The following is a 24623-nucleotide window of genomic DNA, read 5'->3' as shown; positions in this document are numbered from 1 at the left end:
GGCTCAGCCCAGGACCAGGCCGCCGCCCACCTCGAGGACCTGCCCGGTCAGCGCGGCGGCGCCGTCGGACACCACGTACCGGATCGTCGCGGTCAGATCCTCCGGCACCAGGCCGCGCGGGACCGCCTGGGCGGCCACGACGCCGGCGTGCGCCGCGGCCACGTCGCGGTCGCCGGCGAGTTCGGCCTCGCCCTCGGTGCGGACCGCGCCCGGCGAGATCGCGTTCACCGTGATGCCGGCCGGCCCCAGCGTCCGGGCCAGCGAGCGGGTCAGGCCGACCAGCGCGGACTTGCTGGCGACGTACGACGGCCCGGACGGCCCGCCCAGCCGCACCGTCGCCGAGGTGATGTTGACGATCCGGCCCCAGCCGCGCTCGGCCATGCCCGGGCTGAGCGCCTGGGCCAGCAGCATCGGCGCGGTGACGTTCACCGCGAAGGTGCGCTGCCACTCCGCCAGCGGCAGCTCGCCCAGGTCCACATTCGAGGCGTGCGCGGCGTTGTTGACCAGGACGTCCACCGGACCGGTACGCCCGGCCAGGTCCCGCACGGCCGCGGCGTCGGCCAGGTCGGCCGCCAGCACCTCGGCCTCCGCTCCCCGGTCCCGGCACCGCCCGGCCACCCGGTCCGCCTCGCCGGCCGCGTCCAGGTGGTGCAGCAGCAGGGTGACCCCCGGTTCGGCCAGCGCCACGGCCAGCGCGGCACCGATGCCGCGCCGGGCCCCGGTGACCAGGATGCGCCGGCTCACCGGGCCGCCCCGGTGAGCCGGGGGCGCAGCAGCATGGCGGTGTCCCAGGCCCGGCTGCCCGGGGTGCCGCCCTCCGCGGTCCACACCTCGGACAGCACGCCCACCACGAAGCCCCAGGCCACCACGCGCTCCACCGGGAGACCGAAGCCGTCGGCCAGCTGCTCGACCCGGGCCGGCACCAGCTTCAGCAGGCCGTCCTCGCGCCGGTCCGGCTCCGGGTTGTAGAGCATCGCGCCGCAGTCGTAGCCCGGGTCGCCGACCACGCCGTGCGGGTCGATGGCCAGCCAGGGCTCCCGCTCGGCCCGCAGCACGTTGTCGTGGTGCAGGTCGCCGTGCAGGACCAGTCGTTCCGGCGCGTCCGCGCACAGGTCGCCGAACAGGTCCGCGGCGTGCTGCACGATCCGGCGCGGCAGCGGATCGTCGCCGGGGAAGCGGCCCAGATGGGTACGGAACGAGCGGCTCACCTCGGTGTGCAGGTCCGGCAGCGTGCATCCGGCCGGCGGCGCCCGGTGCAACCGGCGGGCCGCCCCGATCAGCACCGCCGTGGCCGACTCGTCCTGCTCCGGCACCAGGGCGGTGGCCGGGGTGCCCGGCTCCGCGCGCTCCAGCAGCAACGCGCCGCGCACCGGGTCGGCGGCGAGGAGGCGGACCGCGCCGCTCCCGTCGTACACCCGCAGTGCCTCCTCCTGGTGCGCCAGGTCCGGGCCCGGCACGCCCAGCTTGAGCACCGCCGGGGTGCCGTCGGCGCGGGTGACCGGCAGGACCCAGCTGAAGCTGAGCGGGTACGTCGGGCCGGCGGTGAGCTGCCAGCCGGCGGTGACGTCGTCGAGCAGCGCGGGCAGCCGGGCGAGCCAGTCCCGGCCCTGGTCACCCCAGTTCTCTCCGACGTTGCGCGCGAGCACGGGCGGCACGGTGACGGACACCCGGCGAGCATCCCACACGGGAGGGTGCTAGTCCCGGCCCTGCCAGGTGGTCACGCAGGCCTCGTTGCCTTCCGCGTCGGCGAGCACCCAGAACGCCGGCGCCCGGTCCGCCGAGAGCAGCCGGCCACCGGCGGCCAGCGCGGCCTCGATCCGCCGGGGCGCCTCGTCGTGCGGTACGCAGACGTCGAAGTGGATGCGGTTGCGCTGCTCCCGGGGCCGGTCCATCCGCTGGAACCAGATCGCCGGGCCCTGACCCACCGGGTCGACGATCGGATCCTCGGGACCGTCCGCCCCGGCCTCGTCCACGTAGCCCAGCACCGCCTTCCAGAACGGCCGGACCGCCGCGATGTCCCGCGCGTCGATCGCGATCTCCACCAGCTGGACCGACCGGGGCGCCGCCGTGCCGGTCTCCGGCTCGGTCCGCCGCCCGGCTTCGCCCACCGCGGCCGAGATCCGGTGGGCGAGGTCGACGTCGCGGGCGGTCAGCGCGGCCACGTCCCGCGACTGCAGGGTGAGCACCACCCGGTCGGGACGCAGATCGAGATGCAGGTGCCGGTCGGCGTCCGGGCCGCACGCCGCGACCGCCCGCGCCGCGGTGTCCACCGCGCCGGAGAGCGAGTCCACCGGTACGGAGGTGCGCAACGTGCCGAGCAGGAACCGCCAGCCGTGGTCGCCGACCGCCTCGGAGGCTTCCCGACGACTCAATGTGCGTGTCATCCCGGCATTCTGCCGCGCGCGGGGAACGGCGCGGGCCCCCGAGGCGCCGTGTCGGCATCTCGGGGGCCCGTGTTCCGCTGCGTCAGCGACCGATCCGGTGGCTCTCCGGCGGGCCGAGGTAGCTGTACTTCACGCCGCCGGTGTCGACGACCAGTTTCTGCACGATCACCGTCGGGTCGACCATCCAGACCTTGAGCGTGTGCACGCCCGGCTGGTCGATCACGTGGGTGGTGCTCGTGACGTTGGTGTTGTCCGAGGTGTTCCGCTCCCACTGCCGGTTCATGCCGCCGTCGTCGGCGCCGGTGGCCGTGGTGATGTTGACGATCTGCGGCGGCGCGTCGTCCACCGAGATCGCGTACTTCAGGCCGTCACCCGGGAGCACGTTGTTGCGGGGCATCAGCATGGCCGACACCTTGACCGGACCGGTGGTGGTCAGCGTCATCCGGTACTCCAGGCGCGGGCTGTCCCCGCCCGGCGTCACGCTCGGCGCCGTCTGCGGCCACGGCGTGATCCCGTTACCGGTCTTCGCGATGTCGGGCAGCACCTTCCAGGTGCCGACCTTGCTGGTGTAGTGGTCGGCCAGCATGGACACGTACCCGTTGGCCTCGACGAAGCCCTTGGCCGCGCCCCTCGGCAGGCTGTTGTCCACCGTGGCGGTGACCGTCACGGTGCCACCGGGACCGGTCACGGTCAGCGGCACCTCGGTGATCCCCTTCGGGGCCCTCGACCAGTCCACCCGGACGGTGGCCCGGACCTGCTTCTCCACCGTGCCGCGGGACGGCGAGACCTGGACGTACGGCTGCGCCGAGGTGATCCGGTAGTCGTACGGCGTGGTGCCGCGGTTGAACACCTCGACGTACTGCTGCGGCTGGCTCTGGTACGGGCTGAACGTCGGCAGCACCGCGGGCGTGGTGGCACCGGCGGCCCACCAGTGCGAGGAGCCGTCGATCGCCACGCCCATCTCCGCCGCCGTGGGCACCTCGATCCGCTTGACGTACGGGAAGATCTCGTCCGGCAGGGCGACGTGGTTGTCGGTCTGCGGCTGCTGCCATCCGGCGTTGTTGTACCGGGCCGAGTTGCCGTACCCGATCTTGGGCTGGGTCTGCCAGCCGGCCCACTTCCCGCCGGCGAGCTTGGTGTTGTAGTACTCCGACATCGCCTGGTCCTCCGCGAAGCGCGCTTCGGTCTCGGCCGCCAGGTCGTTCGTGGCGGCCCGGCCCTGGGCCGCGTACAGGATGTTGGTGAACTCGGCGTGCCGCAGGCGGTACAGGTTCGCGGTCGCCTTCACCTGGTAGTAGACGAGCTGGTAGTACGCGTCGTCATAGGCGTCCGGGAGCCGGTTGCGCAACCGTTCGGCTCGGGCCGCCAGGGCCTGCCATTCGGCGGTGACCCGGTCCATCTCGCGGTAGTCGGTGAGGGTGAACGGGTTGCCCTGGTCGTCGTAGACCACCGCGTCCTCGGTCTTGGTGATGTCCTTGGTCGGATCCAGCGTGATCCGCCGGTTGAGCAGCTCCGGCTTGCGGCGCGACTGGAGGACGCCGTAGTCGCCGAGCACCTCGCCGATCTCCTCGGCGTGCCGGTCGCCGAAGTTCTGCTCGGCGTACTTCCGTTCCCAGTCGTCGATACCGTCCAGCGGGATGCTCTTCGGGTCCCAGGCGTAGTCCAGGAAGAACTGCAGCGGCAGCTCCTCGTTCTTCATGTCGCCGACGTTGACCATCCAGAGCTTGTCCACGCCGTACGTGTACGTCAGGTTCAGCTGCTCCCAGGTGTTGGTCAGGTTGACCGTGTCCACCCACTTGTAGTTGCGGCCGTCCCCGACGTAGTCGAAGTGGTAGTACATGCCGTAGCCGCCGGGGCGCGCGGGCAGGCTCTGGTCGGGCAGCTTGCGCATGTTGCCCCAGTTGTCGTCACAGAACACGATCGTGACGTCGTCCGGCGGGCGGTAGCCGCGGTCCCAGTACCGCTGGACCTCCTTGTAGAGCGTCTGCACCTGCGGCGCCTCCTGCAGGCCGAACTCGGCCAGGATCTGCCGCTGGGTGTCGATGATCTCGCTCATCAGGTCGATGCCGTCGCCGTCCGGCAGGCCGACGTCGCCGTTGCCGCGCATGCCGAGCGTGATGACGCCCTCGAAGCCCTGCTCCTTCATCCGCTTGGCGCCGTCCCGCCAGTACTGGATGATCGCCTCCCGGTTGCGCCGGAAGCTCCACTCGCCGTTGCCGCCGTACGGGTCGGTGCCGTTGACCGCGTGCCGGTTCCACTCCTCGATGCCGCGCATCATCGGCGCCTCGTGCGAGGTGCCCATGACCACGCCGTACTTCTGCGCGACCTCGTGGTTGAGCGGGTCGTCCTCCGCGAACGCCCGGCCCCACACCGCCGGCCACAGGTAGTTGGCCTTGAGCCGCAGCATCGTCTCGAAGATCTTGGCGTAGTAGTCGCTGTTGAAGCCGTTCGGGAAGCCGGGCGCCTTGCCCGGACCGAAGTACTGCGGCACCCAGGTGCCGGAGGCCGGGTTCTCGTCGTTGATGAAGAACCCGCGGTACTTGACCGCCGGGGTGCCCTGGGTGTGCCGGCCGGGCAGCACGTACAGCGCCCGGGCCTGCTTCACCGGGACGTCGTCCCAGAAGTACCAGGGCGAGACGCCGATCTGCTCGGACGTCTCGTAGGCGCCGAAGATGGTGCCGCGCTGGTCGCTGCCGGCGATCACGAACGCCCGGCGTACGCCCGGCAGCGGGTTCTCCACGACCTGCTCGATCGTGGTCTCCCACTTGCCCTTGACGCCGCGGACGTCGAGCTTGCCGCCGGCCACCAGGCCGTCGATCAGCGGGCTCTTGCCGATGGTGCCGATGATCACCGGGGCCGATCCGGCGGGCACCCGGTCGTGCGCGACGGCCGGCTCGACGCCGGTGACCTTCTTGATGTCGGCCCGCAGGTCGCCGACGGCGCGGACCACGCCGGCGTGGTCGCTCGCGCTGACCACCAGCGGAGCGGCGCGGCCGCCGGCCACGAGCGGGAACCGGCCCGGACCGCCGCGGGTGGCGATGTAGGTGCCGGCGTCCTGGTGCGGCTCGGCCACCGCGGGCGCGGCGGGGGCGACGAGTAACGGAATAACGAGCGAAAGGGTGGCCAGAAGGGCTTTCGGTTTCATGGTCCGAGTCCTCACCGGAACAAACGCAGGGGTACGGCTTCGGCCATCGCGGCCATGCCGGCGTCATTGGGATGCAGGTGATCGCCGCTGTCGTAGGCCGGGAGCAGCCGCAGCGGGTCGGCCGGGTCCCGGGTGGCGGCATCGAAGTCGATGACGCCGTCGTACTCGCCGCCGTGCCGGATCCAGTCGTTCACGGCGGCGCGCTTGCGTTCGTTCCCGGCGCTGTAGAAGCCGAGCGTGTCGCCCTTGAACGGCAGGATGGTGGCGCCGTACGCCCGCAGCCCCGCCTGATGCGCGCGGAGGATGAGCTGCCGGTGCCCCCAGATGATGTCCAGCGCGCTCACCTCCTCGGCGGCGGGTGCCGCGGTGCCCGGGTGGCCGAGGTCGTTCACGCCGAGCAGGACGACCAGGTAGCCCGCGCCGGGCTGGGCGAGCACGTCGCGGTCGAAACGGCGCAGGGCGCTGTGCCCGAACAGGGCCGCGTACCCCACCGCGTCGCTGCCCGCGGGCGGGTTCGGGTCGTGCAGCAGCCGGTTGCCGGCGATGCCGACGTTCACCACGCCGCGCGGCAGCCGGGCGGCGTGCAACCGGGCCGCGAACACGTCCGGCCACCGGTGGTTGGCGTTGGTCTCGGTGTTGGCGCCGTTGGTGATCGAGTCGCCGAGCGTCACCACCGCGCTGCCGCGGCTGCGCACGCTCACCCCGGAGAGGAAGTGCACCGAGGTGACCGTGCCGGTCGGGGTGATCCGCCGGGCCGCCGTGACGTTCCCGGCCGCGATCTGGTTCTCCTGGAAGGCGAACGCGAACAGCGTGGTCGCCTCGGTGCGCTCGGGCAGGAAGATGCTCACCGTCAGGTCGGCGCCGGCCGGCACGCGCAGCCGGACCGGGTCGCTGACGCACGGCGCGCCGGCCGGCACGGTGACCGCGCCCCGACCACCGAACGTCACCCGCCGGTCGGTGCCGGGCACGGTGTCGGTGCTGGCGCCGCTGCCGGCCCGCACCGCCACCCGCACCTCGCCGATCCGCAGCGGGGCCGCGCCGAACTCGTTGGTGAGGCGGATCTGCAGTTCGTCGCCGCCGATGCTGGTGTGCACGACGTGCCGGACGGTCTGGTTCGCCAGCACCGTCGGCGGGCCGGGCGGGACGGTGGTGGGCGGAGCCGCCCAGGTGCCGACCCACCCCGGGTCACCGTCGCCGGGCCCGGCGACGGCCGCGCCGGGTGCCACGGCCACGCCGATCGCCGCACCCGAGGCCAGCGCCAGTACTTCGCGTCTGCTGGACATGGGTCGCCTCTCAGCCACGGCGCTCGGGCAGGGTGAACCGGTACTGCTGGCCGCGCAGCTCCGGGATGATCCGGTTGACCGCCTGGACGGTCTGGCTGCGGTCGCCGCCGCCGTCGTGCATCAGCACCACCGCGCCGGGCGTGATCCGGTCCCGCAGGCGCTGCACCAGGGCGTTGGCGCCGGGCGGTTCCCAGTCGGCGATGTCCATCCGCCAGCCCAGCGGCTGCATCCGCAGCTCCGCCGCGATCTGCGGGCTCTCCCCCCAGGCGCCGTACGGCGCGCGGAAGTACGGGATGCTCGCGTACGGCACCGCCTCCCGGATCGCCGCGTTGGTGTCGAGCAGGTCGGTGCGGATCTCCTCGGCCGTCTTGGTGGTCAGGTCGTCGTGGCGCATCGAGTGGTTGCACAGCACGTGGCCGTCGGCGGCGATCCGGCGGACCACCTCGGGGTACTGGCGGACGTGGTCGCCCCACAGGCAGAACACGGCGCGCACCTGGTGCCGGCGCAGCACCTGCAGCAGGCGCAGGGTGTCCGGCGGGTTCGGGCCGTCGTCGAAGGTGAAGCTCACGACGTTGCCAGCACCGCGTGCCGTGTCCACAATGGTCGGTGTCGGCGGCTCGGCGGACGCCGGCGCCGGTATGGCCGTGGCGGAGGCCACCACAGCGATCAGCGCCACCGCGGAGCGGCGCATCGCGGTCAAGGACGGGAAAGACAGGGGCACGACTATGCCTCCGAAAGTTTCGGAAATATGCCGGTCGAGTTCTCGTAACGTAAAGCCGGTCGTCTATGCCGTCAAGTCCCGAAGAAATCCCAGCTTCAGCCGCATGTCTGATGAAGTTGATCAATGCGATGCCATTGACGCCGGGAGCGCCACACGCCTAGCGTTCCGGCGGAGTAACGGAAGTTTCGGAGACAAGGACCAGCCATGAGGCTTCGCCATACCGTTCCCGGGGCCGTGGCCCTGACATCACTAGCGTTCCTGCTGATCATCCCCGCCGCACCGGCCGCCGCCGCGTCCGCTTCGGACACGCTGCGCGCGTCCGCCCGCGGCACCGGGGTGCGCATCGGCACCGCCGTGAACACCGACGCGCTGGCCGACGAGGCGCAGTACCGCGACCTCACCGCGGCCGAGTTCAACACGGTGACCGCCGAGAACGTCATGAAATGGCAACTGACCGAACCGGAACGCGGCGTGCACGACTGGGCCGCCGCCGACCGCCTGATCGAGTTCGCCCAGGCCAACGGCCAGAAGGTACGAGGCCACACGCTGGTCTGGCACAGCCAGAACCCGGACTGGCTGAACGAGGAGGACTTCACCCCCACCCAGCTGCGGGCCATCCTGCGACAGCACATCTTCGACGAGGTACGCCACTTCAAGGGCAAGATCTGGCACTGGGACGTGGTCAACGAGATCTTCGAGGACGACGGCTCCTGGCGCGACACCATCTGGTTGCGCAACCTCGGCCCCGGCTACGTGGCCGACGCGTTCCGCTGGGCCCACCAGGCCGACCCGAAGGCCAAGCTCTACGTCAACGACTACAACAACGAGGGCATCAACCCCAAGAGCGACGCCTACTACGACCTGATCAAGCAGCTCAAGTCCGAGGGCGTGCCGGTACAGGGGTACGGCATGCAGGGCCACCTGGCCGTCCAGTACGGCTTCCCGGCCGACGTCCTCGACAACATGCGCCGGTTCGAGAAGCTCGGCCTGGACACCGCGTTCACCGAGGTCGACGTCCGCATGCTGCTGCCCACCGACACCGCCAAGGTGCAGGCGCAGGCCGAGGGCTACAACAACCTGCTGCGCGCCTGCCTGCTGGCCCAGCGCTGCGTGTCGTACACCGTCTGGGGCTTCACCGACAAATACTCGTGGGTGCCCGGCGTGTTCACCGGCGAGGGCTACGCCACCCTGATGGATGAAAACTACGTCCGCAAGCCGGCGTACGCCGCCGTCCGGGACACGCTGAGACTGGCCGCCTAAGCTTCGCCGTGTGGCGAAGTACTTCGACGTGCACCCGCTCAATCCGCAGCCCCGCGCGATCCAGCAACTCGTGGACCTGGTCCGCGACGACGGCCTGATCGCGTACCCCACCGACTCCTGTTTCGCGCTGGGCTGCCGGATGGGCACCAAGGAGGCGCTGGACCGCATCCGCGAGATCCGGCACCTCGACGAACGGCACCACTTCACGCTGATGTGCAGCGACTTCGCCCAGCTGGGCCAGTTCGTGACCATCAACAACGCACTGTTCCGCACCATCAAGGCGGCCACACCCGGCCCGTACACGTTCATCCTCCCGGCCACCCGGGAGGTCCCGCGCCGGCTCCTGCACCCCAGGAAGAAGACGGTCGGAGTACGCATCCCGGACCACGCCGTGGCCCAGGCCCTCCTCGCTCAGCTCGGTGAGCCGCTGGTCTCCAGCACGCTGCTGCTGCCGGGCGAGGAGGAGCCGATGACGCAGGGCTGGGAGATCAAGGAAACGCTCGACCACCAGATCGACGCGGTGGTCGACTCCGGCGAGTGCGGCACCGAACCCACCACGGTGATCGACTTCTCCTCCGGCGAGGCCGAGATCCTCCGCAAAGGCGCGGGAGATCCGTCCCGGTTCGAGTGATCGCGGCACAGCTGCCCTGTGGCCGAGCCCGTCCCGTGGCCGAGCCGGTCCCCCGGCGCACCCGTCCCTCGGCGCACCCGTCCCGCGGCAGCGCCCGCCCCGCGGCAGCGCCCGCCCCGTAGCAGCGCCCGCCGCGGCAGCGCCCGCCCCGCGGCCAAGGTGCGTCGTTAAGCGACGGTGCCTCGATCTTGGACTTGCGGTGCCTGGATTGTCAGTGGGATTCGGCTTTTGTCCCGCCACAACTCCAAGATCGAGCCACCGTCCTTCTTGAGGGGTCGCGGGGGCAGTGAGCGCCCCGGACGCGCGGGAGTCCGGGGGCGAGGAGGTCGCCACACGACCCGCACTCCACGCACGCGAGCGAGCCCCACCGCCCGTGCGGAACCCGGGCAACCACCGCACCCCCAGTCCACACACGCCAACAGGCCCCACCCGCCGTGCGGAATTCCGGCAACCACCGCACCCCAAACCCGCACACGCCAACAACCCCCACCCCGCCGTGCGGAACCCCGGCAACCACCGCACCCCAAACCCACACACGCCAACAACCCCCACCCCGCCGTGCGGAACCCCGGCAACCACCGCACCCCAAACCCACACAAGCCGGCAAGTCCCGCGCGCAGGTACAGCGGTTCGGTGGGCCCGGGTGCCGGCTCGCACCGCCGCCTCGCCCTGCCGAGGCGTGAGTGCTTGGGCGGAAACTGGCCGGGGGACGGCGCATCAAGGTGACGGGGCGGCGAGGGCCCGAGGCCGTACCGTCGGATGCATGAGGGTTGGCTTTGTCGGGCTTGGAGTCATGGGGCGGCCGATGGCGCTCAATCTGGTACGGGCGGGCACGCCGCTCGTCGTCTGGAACCGGTCCGCCGCGGCCGGGGAGGCACTGCGGGCGGCGGGCGCCGAGGTGGCGGACAGCGTTGCCGGGGTGTTCGAGCGGACCCGGGTCGTGTTTCTCATGCTCGCCCACGAGCAGGCCGTGGACGAGGCTCTGCAGCGCGGCACCCCGGGCTTCGCGTCGCTCGTGGCCGGGCACATCGTGGTGCCGATGGGCACTACGTCACCGGGGTATTCGCGGGCGCTCGCCGCGGATGTGCGCGCGGCCGCCGGGCGGTACGTCGAGGCGCCGGTGTCCGGGTCCCGCCGTCCGGCTGAGGACGGGCAGCTGGTGAGCATGGTGGCCGGTGACCCGGACGCGGTCGCGGAGGTACGCCAGTTGCTGGCGCCGATGTGCCGGGAAGTGGTGACGTGCGGGGACGCTCCGCAGGCGTTGCTGATGAAGCTCAGTGTCAACATCTTCCTGATCAGCATGGTCACCGGGCTGGCCGAGGCGGTGCACTTCGCCGAGCGGCACGGTGTCGACCTGCAGCGGCTCCGGGAGGTCCTGGACGCCGGGCCGATGGCCAGCAGCGTCTCCACGATCAAGGCGGCGAAGCTGGTGGACGGGGACTTCGCCGTGCAGGCCTCGATCCGGGACGTGCTGATGAACAACGGCCTGATCGTCGATGCGGCCCGGGCGGCGGGGGTGGCGTCACCGTTGCTGGACGTGTGCCAGGCGCTGTACCGGGAGACGGTGGCGCTCGGGCACGGCGACGCGGACATGGCGGCGGTGGTGCACGCCGTGGCGGCCCGGACGAAGGACGCCGGCTGAGACGCGACGGGGCAGCGCCGGGCGGCCCGGGCCGATAAGGTGTTCCTCGTGACTGCCGGGTCGGCCTTGAGCCATTACCGAGTGGGGCACCCGGCCGGCGCGTGACCGTCCGGCGGTCCCATCGGCCGCCTGCCCGCGCCCCGCCAACCAGCTAGGTGGTTAGTCCGCCGGCCAGCCAGTCGGCGCTTCCACCACGAGCGCCCAGCGGCCCAGCGCCAGCGCCAGGCCCAGCGCCGGAGTCCAGGTGCGGTGTGCCGGCCAGGTGCAGGCGCCAGCGGCACAGCAGCAGCGACCCAGCGGCAGCGGCAGCGGCTCAACGCCAACGCCAGCGGCTCAACGCCAACGCCAACGCCAGCGGCTCAGCGCCAGCGGCTCGGCGCAGACAGCACCCGGCGCAGGGCGTCAGTCGACGCGCTGAGCAGCGGCTCCTCCGACGCCACCCGGCCCAAGGAGCCACCCAGCCAAGACCTCAACCCGCCACGTCGTCCCCGTGGCCCGAACACCGAAAGCGACGAATGCCCAACGACTTCAACACTCCCGTCATCGAGGAGTTCCGCGCCAACCACGGCCGGGTACGCGGCTGGCTCGACGGCGCCCGCCTGATTCTGGTGACCACCACCGGCGCCCGGTCCGGCCGGCCGCACACCGTACCCGTGGGGTATCTGCCGGACGGCGGCCTGCGGGTGCTCGTCATCGCGTCGGCGGCCGGCGCGCCGCGGCACCCGGCGTGGTATCACAACCTGCTGGCCCATCCGGTGGTCACCGTCGAGGACGGGATCTTCACGTACGAGGCGGAGGCCACGGTTCTGGCCGGGGCGGAACGGGACCGGGCGTTCGCTCGGGCGGTCGAGGCCGATCCGGGCTGGGCCGACTATCAGGCCCGGACGGACCGGGCGCTGCCGGTGGTGGCGCTGACCGAGATTCCGGGGCCGCCCCGCACCGGCGCCACCACGATGGGCGAGGGGCTCCGGCTGATCCACGACGCGTTCCGCCGGGAGCTGGGCCGGATTCGCGTCGAGGTGGCGGGGTCCGGGCCGGTGCTGGGTGCCCAGTTGCGGATCAACTGCCTGACCGTGTGCGGCGGCCTGCACGCTCATCACACGATGGAGGATCGGGCGTTGTTCGGGCGGCTGGGCGGGGAACGGCCCGACCTGGCTCCGGTGCTGGACCGGTTGCGGGGCGAACACGACGCCATCGCGGCGCTGGTGGCGCGGTTGCAGCGGGTGCTCGGCGACTCCGGTGTGGGCCGGGCGGACCTGCGCGCCGAGGTGGACCGGCTCGCCACCGAGGTCGAGCGGCACCTCGACTACGAGGAGGAGGCGCTGATCCCGGTGCTCGACGGGGTCAGCTGACTGGCACGAACCGGGCCCGGTACTCCGACGGCGAGCAGCCGTGACGCCGGTGGAAATGCTGGCGGAGCATGCCGGGTGACGGGAACCCGGTGTGCGTCGCGACGTCTTCGACGGTCAGGGCCGGCTCCGATTCGAGCAGGGCCTGGGCGCGCCGGATGCGCTGGTCGACGATCCACCGGTACGGCGTGGTGCCGGTCGCGGCGCGGAACCTGCGGGCGAAGGACCGCCGCGACTGGTACGCCCGCCGGGCCAGCACGTCCACCGACAGGTTCTGGTGCAGGTTGCGCATCGACCAGTCCAGCACGGCGTCGATGCCGTTGTCGTGGCGTACGTCCGGGGTCGGGGTCTCCACGACCTGGGCCTGGTCGGCGGACCGGTGCGGGCCGACCACCATCCGGCGGGCTATCGCGTTGGCCACCGCGGCGCCGTGGTCGCGGCACACCAGGTGCAGGCACAGGTCGATGCCGGCGGCGGTGCCGGCCGAGGTGAACACCGGGTCGGCGTCGACGTAGAGCACGTCCGGGTCCACCGTGGTGCGCGGGTACCGGCGGGCGAGTTCCGGGGCGTACATCCAGTGGGTGGCGGCCCGGCGGCCGTCGAGCAGTCCCACCGCCGCCAGGGTGAACGCGGCCGAGCAGACGGCGACCACGCGGGCGCCGCGGCGTACCGCGGCGTGCAGTGCCTCGGCCACGGCGTCGCTGACCGGTTCGTCGACGCGTTCGCCGGGCGCGATCGCGACGAGGTCGGCTTCGGCCATCCGGTCCAGGCCGGCGGACGCGGTCATCTGGAGGCCGCCGAGCGTGCGGGCCGGTACGCCGGGGTGTTCGGAGACGACGGCGAAGTCGAAGGCGGGTACCCCGTCGGCGGTGCGGTCGATGCCGAAGACCTCGGAGTAGATGGCGAGTTCGAACGGCCGCACGGTGGCCGGCATGAGCACAGCGACGTTCTTCACGTCTTGCACTGTGCCAAGCGCGGGCGGCACCGGCCGCGGTCCAATCCGCGATCGGTGGCTGTGACGTGGATCGCCCGCGATGGATCGAACCCTTGTTGCCACATCTTTGCAACAGCAATCTCTGCCCAATATGCTGGCCCGGACCAGACCGCCCAGGGAGGCCGCATGGACGTCACGGCGATGCACATCGCCAACGGGATCGTGAACGGCCAGGTGTCCGCGGTGTTCGCCGTGGTCGCCGCGATCGCGCTGGCCTTCTGCGTGCTGCGCAGCCGCGCCGACCTGGACGACCGGCTCGCCCCGATGGCCGGGCTGGTGGCGGCGTTCATCTTCGCGGTGCAGATGCTCAACTTCCAGGTGCTGCCCGGCGTCTCCGGCCACCTGCTCGGCGGCGCGCTCGCCGTGGTGCTGGTCGGGCCGTGGGTCGGCGCGCTCTGCGTGGCGACGGTGCTGATCGTGCAGTGCCTGCTGTTCGCGGACGGCGGGCTCACCGCGCTGGGGCTGAACATCACGAACATGGCGCTGCTCGGGGCCGCGGCCGGCTATCTGCTGGTCGCCGTGCTGCTGCGGGTGCTGCCGAAGACGGCCCGCGGCGTCGCGGTCGCCACGTTCGTCGCCTCGGTGGTGAGCGTCGTGGTGGCGTCCCAGGGCTTCGTGCTGCAGTACTGGATGGGCGGTACCACCGAACTCTCGCTGGGCACGATCGCGGCCGCCATGGCCGGCGTACACACACTGATCGGCATCGGCGAGGGCCTGATCGCCGCGACCACGGTCGCCACGGTGGTCCGGGTCCGCCCCGACCTGGTGTACGCGCTGCGCCGGTTCCGCACCGCGACCGCCCAGCCGATCGGAGTCCCGGCATGAACAGGCGACTCGGCTGGTTCCTGGCCGGCGGGCTGCTGGTCGCGATGCTGCTGGCCGGCGTGGTCAGCTCGTTCGCCTCGTCCAGCCCGGACGGGCTCGACGACACCGCCCGGGCCGGCTGCACGTTCGGGCCGGACGACGAGATCACCGGCGGCACCTGCATGCTCCAGCAGGAACGGGAGCACCAGCTCGGCGACAGCCCGCTCGCCGACTACGGCATCCGCGGCATCGGCAACGAGCACCTGTCCACCGGTCTGTCCGGCATCCTCGGCGTGATGCTCACGTTCGCCATCGGTGGCGGCCTGTTCTGGCTGGTCCGCCGCCGGCCCGCGGAGGGCACCGGCGACCGCGAGCGGGAAGGTGCCGGTCCGGCCTGATGGGTGCCGGCCACACCTCGGTGCTCCACCTGGACCACGACAGCCCGGTCCACCGCCTGCCGGCCGAAGCGAAGATCGTCGCGATGGTGCTGTACACCGTCGTCGTGGTGGTCACCCCGCGGGCGGAGTTCGCCGCGTTCGCCGGGTACGCCCTGCTGATCGTCGCGGCGGCCGCCGCGGCGCGGATCCGGCCCGGCTGGCTGGCCCGGCGCGCCACCATCGAGCTGCCGTTCGTGCTGCTGGCCGTCGCGCTGCCGTTCGCCGGGCACGGGGAACGGGTCACCTGGCTGGGCATGTCGCTGTCGGTGGACGGGCTCTACGGCGCCTGGAACATCGCCGCGAAGGGCACGCTGGGCGTACTCGCGTCGCTGGTCCTGGCCGGCACCACCACCATGCGCGACCTGATCGGCGGGCTGGACCGGCTGCACTGCCCGGTGGTGTTCACCCAGATCGCCACGTTCATGCTGCGCTACCTGGACATCCTGGTCGACGACGCGCGGCGGATGCGGATCGCGCGGCTGTCCCGCGGGTACGACCCCCGGTTCCTCTGGCAGGTGAAGGCGTTCGCGATCAGCATCGGCGCGCTGTTCCTGCGGGCGTTCGAGCGCGGCGAGCGGGTCTACCTGGCCATGCTGTCCCGCGGCTACACCGGACGGCTGCCCCGGCCGGACCGGGCCCCGGTCACCGCCGGGCAGTGGGCCGCCGCCGCGCTGCTCCCCGCGACGGCCGCCGGGATCGCCGTGGTTACGGTGCTGCAGTGACCCCGTCGCTGCGCATCCAGGACCTGCACTACGCCTACCCGGACGGAAGCGTGGCGCTCACCGGCGTGGACCTGACCGTCGGCGCCGGCGAACGGGTGGCCCTGCTCGGCCCGAACGGGGCCGGCAAGACCACGCTGGTGCTGCACCTCAACGGCATCCTGCACGGCGGGGGCGGCACGGTGGAGATCGCCGGGGCCCGGGTGGACCCGCGCGACCGGGCCGCCGTCGCGGAGATCCGGCGCCGCGTCGGCATCGTCTTCCAGGACCCGGACGACCAGCTGTTCATGCCCACGGTCGCCGAGGACGTCGCGTTCGGCCCGGCGAATCTGGGGGTACGCGGACCGGAACTCGCCGCCCGGGTGGACGAGGCGCTCGCCGCGGTGGACATGAGCGACGTCCGCGACCAGGTGCCGCACCACCTGTCGTTCGGCCAGCGCCGCCGGGTGGCGGTGGCCACGGTGCTGGCCATGCGCCCGGAGATCCTGGTGCTCGACGAGCCCTCCTCGAACCTGGACCCGGCCAGCCGGCGCGAGCTGGCCGAGGTCCTCCAGGGCCTGCCGGTCACCGTGCTGATGGTGACCCACGACCTGCCGTACGCGCTGCAGCTGTGCCCGCGGTCGGTGATCCTGGACGCCGGCCGGATCGTCGCCGACGGACCCACCCCGGACCTGCTGGCCGACCGCGAGCTGCTGCACGCGCACCGGCTGGAGCTGCCGTTCGGTTTCGACCCGGCGGCGGCGCGCCCCGCCGGAAACTAGTCCTTCACCGGCAGCCAGGCGCCGACGTCGGCGATGTCGACCGGCTGCAGCCCGTCCACGATCCGCCGGATGTCGGCCTCGGTCAGGTCCCCGGCACCGCGGCCGTCCACGTCGATCAGGTACTCGCCGAGGACCACCGTGCAGGCCGCCTGCGGCGGATAGCAGTGCACGCCGTTCCGGCCGCGGATCCGCTCGTCCTTGGGCTGGGCCTTCATCACCACGATGTGCACGCCGGGCAGCCGGATGTCGACCTGCCCGGCCAGGCGGGCGTCCGGCACCGGCCCCTTGTGCAGGTAGACCTCGGACAGCACGGTGCCGTCCTTCTCCCGGGTCTCGGTGACCGCGACCGTCTGCCAGCCGTCCGGAACGACGTCGAGGCGGTACGGCACCCGCAGCTCCCGTTCCGGTCGCGGGGTCACCGCCGCGGCGATGCGCAGGGCGTCCGCGGCGGACTCGTCGCGGTCCACCGAGGTCGGCACGTAGGTGGCCCAGGCGTCCGGCGCGTACTGCCACGCCAGCGCGGTGCGCACGTGGCCGTCCGGCGCCGGCGAGGGCGGGGCGGAGCCCACCGAGACCGACTTCGACACGGTACGGGAGACGGCGGGACGGCCGGCCACGGTGAGCGGGGACGGGACGCCGTACACCCCGCTCGGGTCGTCGCGGCCGAGCCGGTCCGGGTGGTACACGCCGGGGCGGTAGACCGTGATCATCCCGTCCGCGAGCGGGAACCGGCGACCGTCGTCGGCCGGCCAGGTCAGCCCGTCCCGGTGAACCGGCAGCTGCTGGTATCCGGCGGTGACCTGACGGACCGGGCCGATCCGGTACGGGCCCACCCGGTACTCGCCGAGCACGGTGCTGAACGTGTCCGGCGGCAGCAACGGCGAGGCCTGCACCGGCTGCACGGCGGCCGGCACCCCGGTGCCCGGCGCCTTCGTTCCGGACGGGCCCAGCGCGGTCACCGCCGCGGTCATCACGGCGAGGCAGGCCGCCGCGCCACCGGCCATCGCCGCCCGCCGGCGGGCCCGGATCCGGCGCGCCGTGGCGATGATGTCATCGGCGGTCGTGTGCGGCGCCGGCGCCGTGTCCCGCACCGACTCCAATACGTCCCGGACGTGGTACGACATGGTCCTCCCCCTCTTCCCCGCGCAGGGTGATGTCCTCGGCCGCCAGGACGGCCCGCAGGGTGTCCAGCCCTCGTGCGCTCTGGCTCTTGACGGTGCCGGTCCGGCACCCCAGGATCTCCGCGGTCTGCTCGACGCTGAGGCCCTCGAGGAACCTCAGCACCAGGACCGCCCGCTGCCGGGGCGGTACGTGCCGCAGCGCCGCCTGCAGCCGCAGCCGTTCGTCGACGTCCGCCGACGTGTCCGGCACGGGCACCTCGGGCAGGGCGTCGCCGACCGCGCGCTCCCGCCGCCACGGCCGGCTCTTCTCCCCGATCGCGGCGCGCACCACCATGGTGCGGGCGTACGCGTCCGGCGACGCCACCCGGTGCCAGCGCAGGTAGAGCCGGGCCAGCGAACCGGCCACCGCGTCCTCCGCGGCCTGCCAGTCACCGCACGTCACGTACGCCAGGGCGCGCAGCGGCTCGAACCGGACGCGGACGAACTCGCGGAAGCTCTCGGTGTCTTCGGCATCCACTCGGTCCTGCTCCCTTCTCCGACACCTAGAGGCGCGCCGAGGGCAGCAGGGTTGCACGCCCGGTCCACCGATTTCTCCGGTCGGTGGCCAGGCCGCCGGATCAGCCGTCGAGCAGGGCGCGGGCGATCCGGGGCAGGTTGTCGAAGGTGGGCGGGCGGCGCACCCGCAGCATCGGCAGTGCGGCGAGGCGCAGCGGCACACCGAGGTCGCCGTCCACCATCGGGACGGTGCGGTGGGTGCAGAGAAGGGCGAGCCGTTCCTGCGGCGGTACGGAGCTGATCCGGAGGTCCGGCCCCCATTCGAGGACCGCGGTGCCGATCACCGGCGCGCGCAGGCACGCCGGTGGCTTCACCTCCAGCCGGATCCGTTCCCCGGAGCGAACCTCCCGGCCCTGCGAACGCAGGCCGAGCCGCTCAGCCGCGTCGGGGCGCAGGTCCAGGCAACCCGGTCCGGCGTGGGCCAGACCGTCGCGCAGGGTGAGCTGATCATCGGTGAAGACGTCCAGGCCCGCCTCGAACGCCAGCCAGGCCATGGTCGAGGTCTTTCCGCCGCCGCGGGCGGCGAGGACCGCCACCACGCCGTCCGGGGTGAGTACCGCACCGGCGTGCAGGCAGTCACCACCCCGCTCCAGGGTCGCCGCGCACGCCACCAGCGACAGCAGCGGATGCACGCGGGCGTCGGTGGACAGCGCGGCGGCACCGGACCACCAGGCGGCGCCACCGCCGCGGCGGACCCGCACCGTCCAGTCGTCGGCGGCGAACGCCTCTCGCCACCCGTCCTGCTCAGGCGGCGAAGGGACGCCCAGCTGGACGGTGAGTTCCGGCCAGTCGGGTGCGGCCGCGTGCAGGTACCGCCGGCCGAACACGTCCGGATCGACCCGGAAGCCGTAGGCGCCCACCGGGTCCGGGAGACGATGGCGGTTCATGCATCGTTTGTAGCATATGCCTCATAGATGGACACAAGCCGCACTAGATTACTCAGGTGACACCCGCCGAACAGAAGGGACCTTGAGATGACGGTCAAGAACCGCGACCAGCTGACGGCCGACCGGACGGCGCCGGCGAGCGACCCACCGGCGCTCGACAGCGCCGAGATCGGCTATGTGCGGCCCAGACTGACGATCCTCGGCACCATGCAGAAGCTGGCCACGAAGTTCGGCTCACCGAAGGCCCTCGGCGGCAGTCTCTGACGGGCGGCGCCCGGCGTCCCCGGTGGCGGGGCCCGGCTCCCCCGGGGCCGCCAGCGGGCCGGGCGGAAGCGTCCACCGGGCGTCGACGGCCAGCGGCGCCCAGCGGTCGAAGAGGGCGGCGGCCCGCCCGGATGCCGCCAGCGCCTCGTGCGCCGGCCGGTCCAGGGCGGCGGAGGCCAGGCGGAACAGCGGGAACCGCTCGGTGTGCGGGCTCCCGGCCGGCCGCTCGCCGCGCCGCACCAGAGCCTCGATGACGTCCGCCAGCAACTCCGCCGCCAGGTCGTCTGCCGCGACCTCCAGCTCCCGGAGGCCGGCCGGACCGGCCGGCACCGGCAGCAGCCGCCGGGCGACCACCGGGCCGGTGTCGATGCCGGCGTCGACGAGGTGCACGGTCGCGCCCAGGGCCGTCCCGGTCTGGAGCGAGTACCCCGTCACGCCGCTGCCGCGGGCCCACGGCAGCAGGGCCGGATGCGCGTTCAGCACGCCCGAGCCCGCGGTCGCGATGATCCGGGGTGGCAGGACTCCCCCGCCGCCGACCACCAGGTAGTCCGGTGCGAGCCGCCGCAGGTCCCGTTCGAGCCGGAGGCTGTCCAGGTCCCCGGTCGAGATCACCCGCCGGCACCGGGACGCGTACCACCGGTGGGTCCGGCGATACAGGCTGATCTTCCGCCGGGCGGACCAGACCGCGGCCGCCGGCCACCGCACCAGCCGGTGCCGGATGCTCTCCCCCGGCCGGGCCGGTGGCGGGCCCCATCCGCCGGTCGACACCAGCACCGCGTCCAGCACGATCCCGCGCCGGTGCAGGCGATCGAGGAACAACCGGCTCCGTCGCCCGCCGGGCGTGGTCATGACGATCCGGGTCATTTACGGATCATACGGACGCACGATCTCCATGCCCGCCGGCGGTAGCGGCGCCGATTCCACGGAGGGTTCGTGAAGGTGTCGTGCGGACGGCCGTCCACCGGTCCCCGCGCCGCTACCGTCGGCGGGCATGGAGATCGTGGACGTCCTCGTCGTGGGCGCCGGCCTGGCCGGGTTGCACACCGCCCGACTGCTCGCCCGGCAGGGTCACGACGTGCTGGTCGTCGACCGCCGGCGCACCCTCGACTCGGGCATCCGGACGACCGGCATCTTCGTCCGCCGTACCCTCGAGGACTTCGCCCTGCCGGCCGGGCAGCTGGGACCGCCGATCCGCCGGGTGGTGCTCTATCCGCCGTCGCTGCGCGGGCCGGTCGAGCTGGTCAGCGCACGCGACGAGTTCCGGGTCGCGGACATGGCCGGCGTCTACGCCCACGCGCTGGCCGGTGCCCGGCGGGCCGGTGCCCGGGTCCGGCTCGGCGTCTCGTACCCGGTACCCGGCGTCGTGGCCCGGTTCACCGTCGGCGCGGACGGCGCCCGGTCGACGGTCGCGCGCCGCCTCGGGCTGGACGTCAACCGGCACCTGATCGTGGGCGCCGAGGAGGTGTTCCCGGTGGCCGGCGGCGGCGCCCCGCCCACGTTCCACTGCGTGGTCGACCCCCGGCTCGCGCCCGGCTATCTGGCCTGGGTGGTCGACGACGGCCGGCATGCCCACGTGGGGCTGGCCGGGCGGCCGGACCGGCTGGCCGGGCCGCTGCCCGAGCTGGTGCGGGCGTTCGGCCGGCGGTTCGGCGCGCTGCCGGCCGCGACCGGTCCGGTGCGCCGCCGGGGCGGGCCGATCCCGGTCGGCGGCGTGCTCCGGCGGCTGGCCGGACCGGACGGGCTGCTGGTCGGCGACGCGGCCGGCGCGGTGTCGCCGCTGACCGCCGGCGGCCTCGACCCGTGCCTGCGCCTGTCCGAGCTGGCCGCCGCGGTGACCGGCGACTACCTGCGCACCGGGGACGTGTCGGTGCTGCGGCACTACGACGGGGCGGCGCTGCGCAGGCGGTTCCGGGGGCGGCTGCTGATGCGCCGCGCCCTGAGCGGCGTGCGGTCACCGGCCGCGGTGGCGGCCGCCTTCCCGCTGCTGCGGACCGGGCCGGGGCGGGCCGCCGCGTCCCGGGTGCTGTTCGGCGACGGCTCGTTCCCCGACCCGCGGATCCGGTGGACCACGGCGCCGGCCTGACGCCGCTACAGATCGCGGCGCTGGAAGGCCAGGCCGGCCAGCCCGAGGGCCAGGGCGACCCAGAGCGCGGACCAGCCCAGGTAGGTGGCGGTGAGCGGGGACATGCTCAGGAACGGCGAGTCCTCGAACGCCGGGAACTGGGCCAGCCCGGGATGCTGGAAGGAGTGCATGGCGCCGCGCCACAGGCCGTCGGTGGGCAGCAGCATCCGGGAGACCGTGCCCACCTGGGCCACGCCCGGGTTGCCGAAGGCCTCGCCCACCATGCCGACCACGCCGGCGATCCAGGTGGCGCCGAACAGGCCGACCGCCACGATGCCCGAGGCCATCGGCGAGATCACCGTGGACAGCAGCAGCCCCAGGGTGAGCAGCACCGTGGTCTGCGCGGCGAGCAGCGCCAGTCCGGTCGCCGGGTGCGGCGGCCAGTAGCCCACCGTGGCCCGGACGATGACCAGCTGGCCCAGCCCGGCGACCACCACGAACCCGCTGCCGAAGACCACCAGGCCCAGCCACTTGCCCAGCAGGACCGCGGCGCGGCGTACCGGCCGGGTCATCACGGCCAGCGCGATCCCCGACTCGATCTCCCCGGCCATGGTGGGTCCGGCCAGGAACGCCGTGCCGAGCGCGGCGATCAGGCTGAGGCCGAACATCACCAGGTTCAGCACGGTGGACGCGGCGATCCGGGCCTCGCCGGTGGTGAACGTGCCGAACTCCGCGTCGAGCCGGTAGAACCCCCAGGCGCTCAGCGTGAGCAGCACGACCGTCATCACGACGATCGCGCGCAGCACCCGGCGGCGGACGGCCTCCTGCAGGGTGAGGCCGGCGATCACGAAGACGGTACGGGCGGTGCTCATCGGTGCTCCTCGCTGGAACCGGTACGCAGGATGTCCAGGAGCCGTTCCTCCAGGCTGATGTGTCCGGGCTCGACCGCGTGCACGCGCACGCCCAGGGCGACCAGGTCGGCCACGAGGTCCGGCACGGTGGTGGGGTCCGGGTCGGCCGGCAGGGCGACGGTGTACCCGTCACCGTCGCGGGTGAGCCGTCCCGCGGCGGCCAGCCGGGCCTCCGCCGGCGCGCCCACCCCGTCCAGCCGCAGCCGCAGCTCGCGCTGGCCGAGCAGTTCCGGCAGCGTGCCGGCGGCGGCGACCCGGCCCTTGTCCAGGATGACGACCCGGTCGCAGACCCGTTCCACCTCGCCGATCAGGTGCGAGTTGAGCAGGACCGCCACCTGCCGGGTCTTCAGCGACAGCAGCAGGTCCCGGACGTCGGCCCGGCCGAGCGGGTCCAGCGCGCTGGTCGGCTCGTCGAGGACCACCAGTTCCGGGCGGGCCACCAGCGCGACGGCGAGCCCGAGGCGCTGCTGCATGCCCTTGGAGAAGCCGCCCACCCGGTCGCCGGCCCGGTCGGCGAGACCGACCAGGGCCAGGCAGTCGCGCCGCTCGGCGTCCGGCACCGCGGCGCCGGCCAGCCGGACGTGCAGGTCCAGCACCTCGGCGGCGGTGAGCCACGGCTGGTACCGGAACAGCTCCGGCAGATAGCCGACCCGGCGCCGGGCCTGCGGGTCGGTGCCGGGCCGGCCGAGCAGCAGCACCTCCCCCGCGTCCGGCCGGACCAGCCCGAGCAGGATCTTGATGACGCTGGTCTTGCCGGCCCCGTTCGGTCCCAGCAGGCCCAGCACCTCGCCGCGGGCGACGGTGAACGACACGTCGTCGACCGCGGTCTGCCGCCGGTACCGCTTGCGCAGCCCGGAGCACCACACCGCGGACGCCGGGGGCAGCGTGGCGAGCAGGTGGTCCGCGACGTCGAGCGCGGTTCCGGCGGCCGGCCGGGCGGTGTGGTCGGTGGTCACCGCGGCTCCAGCCCGCGGGCCACCGACAGCACCTCGTCCGTGCTCATCGAACCGGCCACCACGGTGACCACGCCGTCGTTCACCCAGACCGCGATCGCCACCAGGCCGTCCCGGGAGGTCAGCACCGTGGCCGGGGATCCGCCGACGTCGGCGGTGGAGCTGGTCAGGTACTGCGAGTTGACCGGCAGCGGCAGCGTCGTGCCGCCGGCGGTGAAGCCGCGCAGCTGCGTCGCCACGGCGTCCGGCAGACCGGGCAGCGTCAGCAGGTAGTCCACCGCCGTCGTGAACGGGATGCCCGCCGAGTACGCGGTGGGTGCGACCACGCGGGCCACGAGCAGGGCCGGCACACCGCGGGCCTCGGTCCAGACCGCGGCCAGCCCGGGACCGGCGCTCAGCTTGAACTGGCTGCCGTCGAGGCCGGGCGGTGGCGGCGGCAGCGTCCGTCCGGTGGCCGCCGCGGTCCGCGCCGCCCGGTCGGCGGAGAAGGTGAACACCGCGTTCACCCGGTCGCCGACCTGGAACGTCGGTTCGCCGGTCACCCCGCGGGGCAGCTCGTTCACCCGGGGTACGGCCAGGCCGGTGGCCTGCTTCGCGGCGGCGGCGTCGGCGACCTCGCGCACGTTGAGGTCGTCCGCCTGGACCGTCCCGTACGCGGTGAGGTCGGGCAGGGCGACCAGGTCGGCCTGGGTCAGCGTGACCGGGGCGATCCGCTCGGTCCGGTAGATCTGCAGCCAGTCCGCGGCGGCCGCGGCGCTCGCCCCGCCCAGGATGGCCAGCACGGCGACCACCGCGACCACCGGCTTACGCACCGCCGCCCGCCATCGCGACGCCGCGGTCACCGGCCGGGGCCGGACACCCTCGGCGGTGATCGCCTGGGACAGGCGGGACCAGCCGCGGTCGGTGTCCACTGCGAGGTCGACGTCCAGTGCCGCGCGGCTCAGCGCCGCGTCCTGCTGGGCGGCGGCCAGGCCGGACCGGCACACCGGGCAGCCGGCGACGTGTTCGCGATCGGCGTCGGCGACACCGGCGGGCTCGTCCAGGAGCCGGCGCAGCGTGCCGTCAGTGGGATGACGCATGACGGTTCAACTCCTTACGCAGGGCGGATTCGGCGCGCCGCACGGTGGTGCCCACGCTGCCGGGGGAGAGATCGAGGGCGGCCGCGACCTCGGCGTAACTGAGGCCGCTGTGCCGCAGGACCAGGGCGACGGCGTGCTTGCGGGGCAGCCGGGCCAGCGCCTCCCGGACCCGGCGGCGCTCCTCCAGGGTGACCACCGCGTCGGCCACGTCGGGGGTGACGGCGCCGTGGTCCCCGGCGGCCTCCTCCCGCCAGGCGCGCCGGCGGTGCGACCGCAGGTGGTTCAGCGCGATGTGCGCCGCGGCCACGGACAGCCAGGCCATCGCCTCGCCGGGCGGCACCGTGGACCGCCCGAACGTCAGGAAGACCTCCTGCGCCACGTCCTCGGCCTCGTCGCGGGACCGCAGCACCCGGGCGGCGACCGCGACGACCCGCGGGTAGGCGGTGCGGAAGACCTCCTCGAGGTCGGCACGGACGGCTCCGCGCCCGGGAGGAGTCAAGGAGGACATGCCGTCCTTCCGCTCGGTGCGCGGTGCCGCCGGGCCGGGTCCGGCCGGGGGCGGCAGCGCCGCCTCACCAGGCCCGGCCAGCTCCACATCGTGTTTCACATACGGTTAGCACCGCCCGGGCGCCGGATGTGACACGAACCGTGGAAAAACCCG

General features: G+C 73.3%; 25 protein-coding genes. 10 read left to right on the top strand and 15 right to left on the bottom strand.

The window, feature by feature from the left end; all coding sequences use genetic code 11:
- Positions 1 to 3: 3 nt before the first annotated feature.
- From LDL48_RS15820 to LDL48_RS15795, 6 genes are all read right to left on the bottom strand, one after another.
- On the bottom strand, positions 4 to 744 hold the full coding sequence (locus tag LDL48_RS15820) for an SDR family NAD(P)-dependent oxidoreductase (RefSeq protein WP_225255879.1): 741 nt from the start codon (positions 742 to 744) through the stop codon (positions 4 to 6).
- Positions 741 to 1667: an aminoglycoside phosphotransferase family protein gene (locus LDL48_RS15815; RefSeq protein WP_225255878.1), complete on the bottom strand. Its 927-nt coding sequence runs from the start codon at positions 1665 to 1667 to the stop codon at positions 741 to 743. Before LDL48_RS15815 ends, LDL48_RS15820 begins: the two co-directional genes overlap by 4 nt.
- Positions 1668 to 1694: 27 nt before the next feature.
- Positions 1695 to 2384, bottom strand: coding sequence for a 4a-hydroxytetrahydrobiopterin dehydratase family protein (locus tag LDL48_RS15810; protein WP_225255877.1), 690 nt, complete (start codon positions 2382 to 2384; stop codon positions 1695 to 1697).
- 82 nt (positions 2385 to 2466) lie between these two features.
- A complete protein-coding gene (locus LDL48_RS15805; RefSeq protein ID WP_225255876.1) occupies positions 2467 to 5529 on the bottom strand; it encodes a glycosyl hydrolase 115 family protein in 3063 nt (1020 codons plus the stop codon).
- Positions 5530 to 5540: 11 nt separating this feature from the next.
- The gene (locus LDL48_RS15800) at positions 5541 to 6812 is read right to left on the bottom strand and encodes an SGNH/GDSL hydrolase family protein (RefSeq protein WP_225255875.1); all 1272 of its coding nucleotides are present in this window, start codon (positions 6810 to 6812) and stop codon (positions 5541 to 5543) included.
- Between the two features lie 10 nt (positions 6813 to 6822).
- Positions 6823 to 7533, bottom strand: a complete 711-nt coding sequence (locus LDL48_RS15795) for a polysaccharide deacetylase family protein (RefSeq protein ID WP_225255874.1) — start codon at positions 7531 to 7533, stop codon at positions 6823 to 6825.
- Between the two features lie 204 nt (positions 7534 to 7737).
- Between LDL48_RS15795 and LDL48_RS15790 the strand changes: the two genes are divergently transcribed.
- The 4 genes from LDL48_RS15790 (at position 7738) to LDL48_RS15775 (ending at position 12418) form a co-directional block, all read left to right on the top strand.
- Positions 7738 to 8793 carry an endo-1,4-beta-xylanase gene (locus LDL48_RS15790; protein ID WP_225255873.1) on the top strand — a complete coding sequence of 352 codons (1056 nt, stop codon included), beginning with the start codon at positions 7738 to 7740 and terminating at the stop codon, positions 8791 to 8793.
- Between the two features lie 10 nt (positions 8794 to 8803).
- On the top strand, positions 8804 to 9424 hold the full coding sequence (locus LDL48_RS15785; protein ID WP_225255872.1) for an L-threonylcarbamoyladenylate synthase: 621 nt from the start codon (positions 8804 to 8806) through the stop codon (positions 9422 to 9424).
- A 763-nt stretch (positions 9425 to 10187) separates the two neighbouring features.
- Positions 10188 to 11066, top strand: a complete 879-nt coding sequence (locus LDL48_RS15780; RefSeq protein WP_225255871.1) for an NAD(P)-dependent oxidoreductase — start codon at positions 10188 to 10190, stop codon at positions 11064 to 11066.
- A 515-nt stretch (positions 11067 to 11581) separates the two neighbouring features.
- Positions 11582 to 12418 carry a nitroreductase/quinone reductase family protein gene (locus tag LDL48_RS15775; RefSeq protein ID WP_225255870.1) on the top strand — a complete coding sequence of 279 codons (837 nt, stop codon included), beginning with the start codon at positions 11582 to 11584 and terminating at the stop codon, positions 12416 to 12418.
- On the opposite strand, the gene LDL48_RS15770 is transcribed toward LDL48_RS15775, so the two are convergent.
- A complete protein-coding gene (locus LDL48_RS15770; protein ID WP_225255869.1) occupies positions 12411 to 13370 on the bottom strand; it encodes a helix-turn-helix domain-containing protein in 960 nt (319 codons plus the stop codon). The genes LDL48_RS15775 and LDL48_RS15770 overlap by 8 nt on opposite strands.
- Before the next feature lie 165 nt (positions 13371 to 13535).
- Between LDL48_RS15770 and LDL48_RS15765 the strand changes: the two genes are divergently transcribed.
- From LDL48_RS15765 to LDL48_RS15750, 4 genes are read left to right on the top strand one after another with little or no spacing between them, the layout of a single operon-like run.
- A complete protein-coding gene (locus LDL48_RS15765) occupies positions 13536 to 14234 on the top strand; it encodes an energy-coupling factor ABC transporter permease (protein WP_225255868.1) in 699 nt (232 codons plus the stop codon).
- Complete coding sequence (locus tag LDL48_RS15760; RefSeq protein ID WP_225255867.1) at positions 14231 to 14611, top strand: PDGLE domain-containing protein; 381 nt, start codon at positions 14231 to 14233, stop codon at positions 14609 to 14611. Before LDL48_RS15765 ends, LDL48_RS15760 begins: the two co-directional genes overlap by 4 nt.
- Positions 14611 to 15372, top strand: coding sequence for a cobalt ECF transporter T component CbiQ (gene cbiQ / locus LDL48_RS15755; protein ID WP_225255866.1), 762 nt, complete (start codon positions 14611 to 14613; stop codon positions 15370 to 15372). Before LDL48_RS15760 ends, cbiQ begins: the two co-directional genes overlap by 1 nt.
- Entirely contained in the window at positions 15369 to 16130 is a 762-nt protein-coding gene (locus LDL48_RS15750; protein ID WP_225255865.1) for an energy-coupling factor ABC transporter ATP-binding protein, read from the top strand. The genes cbiQ and LDL48_RS15750 overlap by 4 nt, the downstream gene beginning before the upstream one ends.
- On the opposite strand, the gene LDL48_RS15745 is transcribed toward LDL48_RS15750, so the two are convergent.
- The 3 genes from LDL48_RS15745 to LDL48_RS15735 form a co-directional block, all read right to left on the bottom strand.
- Complete coding sequence (locus LDL48_RS15745; RefSeq protein ID WP_225255864.1) at positions 16127 to 17254, bottom strand: hypothetical protein; 1128 nt, start codon at positions 17252 to 17254, stop codon at positions 16127 to 16129. The genes LDL48_RS15750 and LDL48_RS15745 overlap by 4 nt on opposite strands.
- On the bottom strand, positions 17181 to 17768 hold the full coding sequence (locus tag LDL48_RS15740) for a SigE family RNA polymerase sigma factor (protein ID WP_225255863.1): 588 nt from the start codon (positions 17766 to 17768) through the stop codon (positions 17181 to 17183). Before LDL48_RS15740 ends, LDL48_RS15745 begins: the two co-directional genes overlap by 74 nt.
- Before the next feature lie 100 nt (positions 17769 to 17868).
- A complete protein-coding gene (locus tag LDL48_RS15735) occupies positions 17869 to 18693 on the bottom strand; it encodes a hypothetical protein (protein WP_225255862.1) in 825 nt (274 codons plus the stop codon).
- 87 nt (positions 18694 to 18780) lie between these two features.
- Between LDL48_RS15735 and LDL48_RS15730 the strand changes: the two genes are divergently transcribed.
- The gene (locus tag LDL48_RS15730; protein WP_225255861.1) at positions 18781 to 18957 is read left to right on the top strand and encodes a hypothetical protein; all 177 of its coding nucleotides are present in this window, start codon (positions 18781 to 18783) and stop codon (positions 18955 to 18957) included.
- Here the strand turns inward: LDL48_RS15730 and LDL48_RS15725 are convergent.
- Complete coding sequence (locus LDL48_RS15725) at positions 18928 to 19821, bottom strand: formyltransferase family protein (RefSeq protein WP_225255860.1); 894 nt, start codon at positions 19819 to 19821, stop codon at positions 18928 to 18930. The genes LDL48_RS15730 and LDL48_RS15725 overlap by 30 nt on opposite strands.
- 127 nt (positions 19822 to 19948) lie before the next feature.
- On the opposite strand from LDL48_RS15725, the gene LDL48_RS15720 reads away from it, so the two are divergent.
- Complete coding sequence (locus tag LDL48_RS15720; protein ID WP_225255859.1) at positions 19949 to 21040, top strand: FAD-dependent oxidoreductase; 1092 nt, start codon at positions 19949 to 19951, stop codon at positions 21038 to 21040.
- Positions 21041 to 21045: 5 nt separating this feature from the next.
- Here the strand turns inward: LDL48_RS15720 and LDL48_RS15715 are convergent, their stop codons facing one another.
- The 4 genes from LDL48_RS15715 to LDL48_RS15700 are packed head-to-tail and all read right to left on the bottom strand — an operon-like array spanning position 21046 to position 24569.
- Positions 21046 to 21891, bottom strand: a complete 846-nt coding sequence (locus LDL48_RS15715; protein ID WP_225255858.1) for an ABC transporter permease — start codon at positions 21889 to 21891, stop codon at positions 21046 to 21048.
- Positions 21888 to 22886 (bottom strand): ABC transporter ATP-binding protein, encoded by a 999-nt coding sequence (locus LDL48_RS15710; RefSeq protein ID WP_225255857.1) that lies wholly within the window; start codon positions 22884 to 22886, stop codon positions 21888 to 21890. Before LDL48_RS15710 ends, LDL48_RS15715 begins: the two co-directional genes overlap by 4 nt.
- Positions 22883 to 23962, bottom strand: a complete 1080-nt coding sequence (locus LDL48_RS15705; protein ID WP_225255856.1) for a hypothetical protein — start codon at positions 23960 to 23962, stop codon at positions 22883 to 22885. The genes LDL48_RS15710 and LDL48_RS15705 overlap by 4 nt, the downstream gene beginning before the upstream one ends.
- Positions 23946 to 24569 (bottom strand): sigma-70 family RNA polymerase sigma factor, encoded by a 624-nt coding sequence (locus LDL48_RS15700; RefSeq protein ID WP_225255855.1) that lies wholly within the window; start codon positions 24567 to 24569, stop codon positions 23946 to 23948. Before LDL48_RS15700 ends, LDL48_RS15705 begins: the two co-directional genes overlap by 17 nt.
- Between the last annotated feature and the right edge of the window lie 54 nt (positions 24570 to 24623).

Source organism: Jidongwangia harbinensis, assembly GCF_020216025.1.
GTDB lineage: Bacteria > Actinomycetota > Actinomycetes > Mycobacteriales > Micromonosporaceae > Actinoplanes > Actinoplanes harbinensis.
This window is presented reverse-complemented; position numbering and strand designations above follow the sequence as displayed.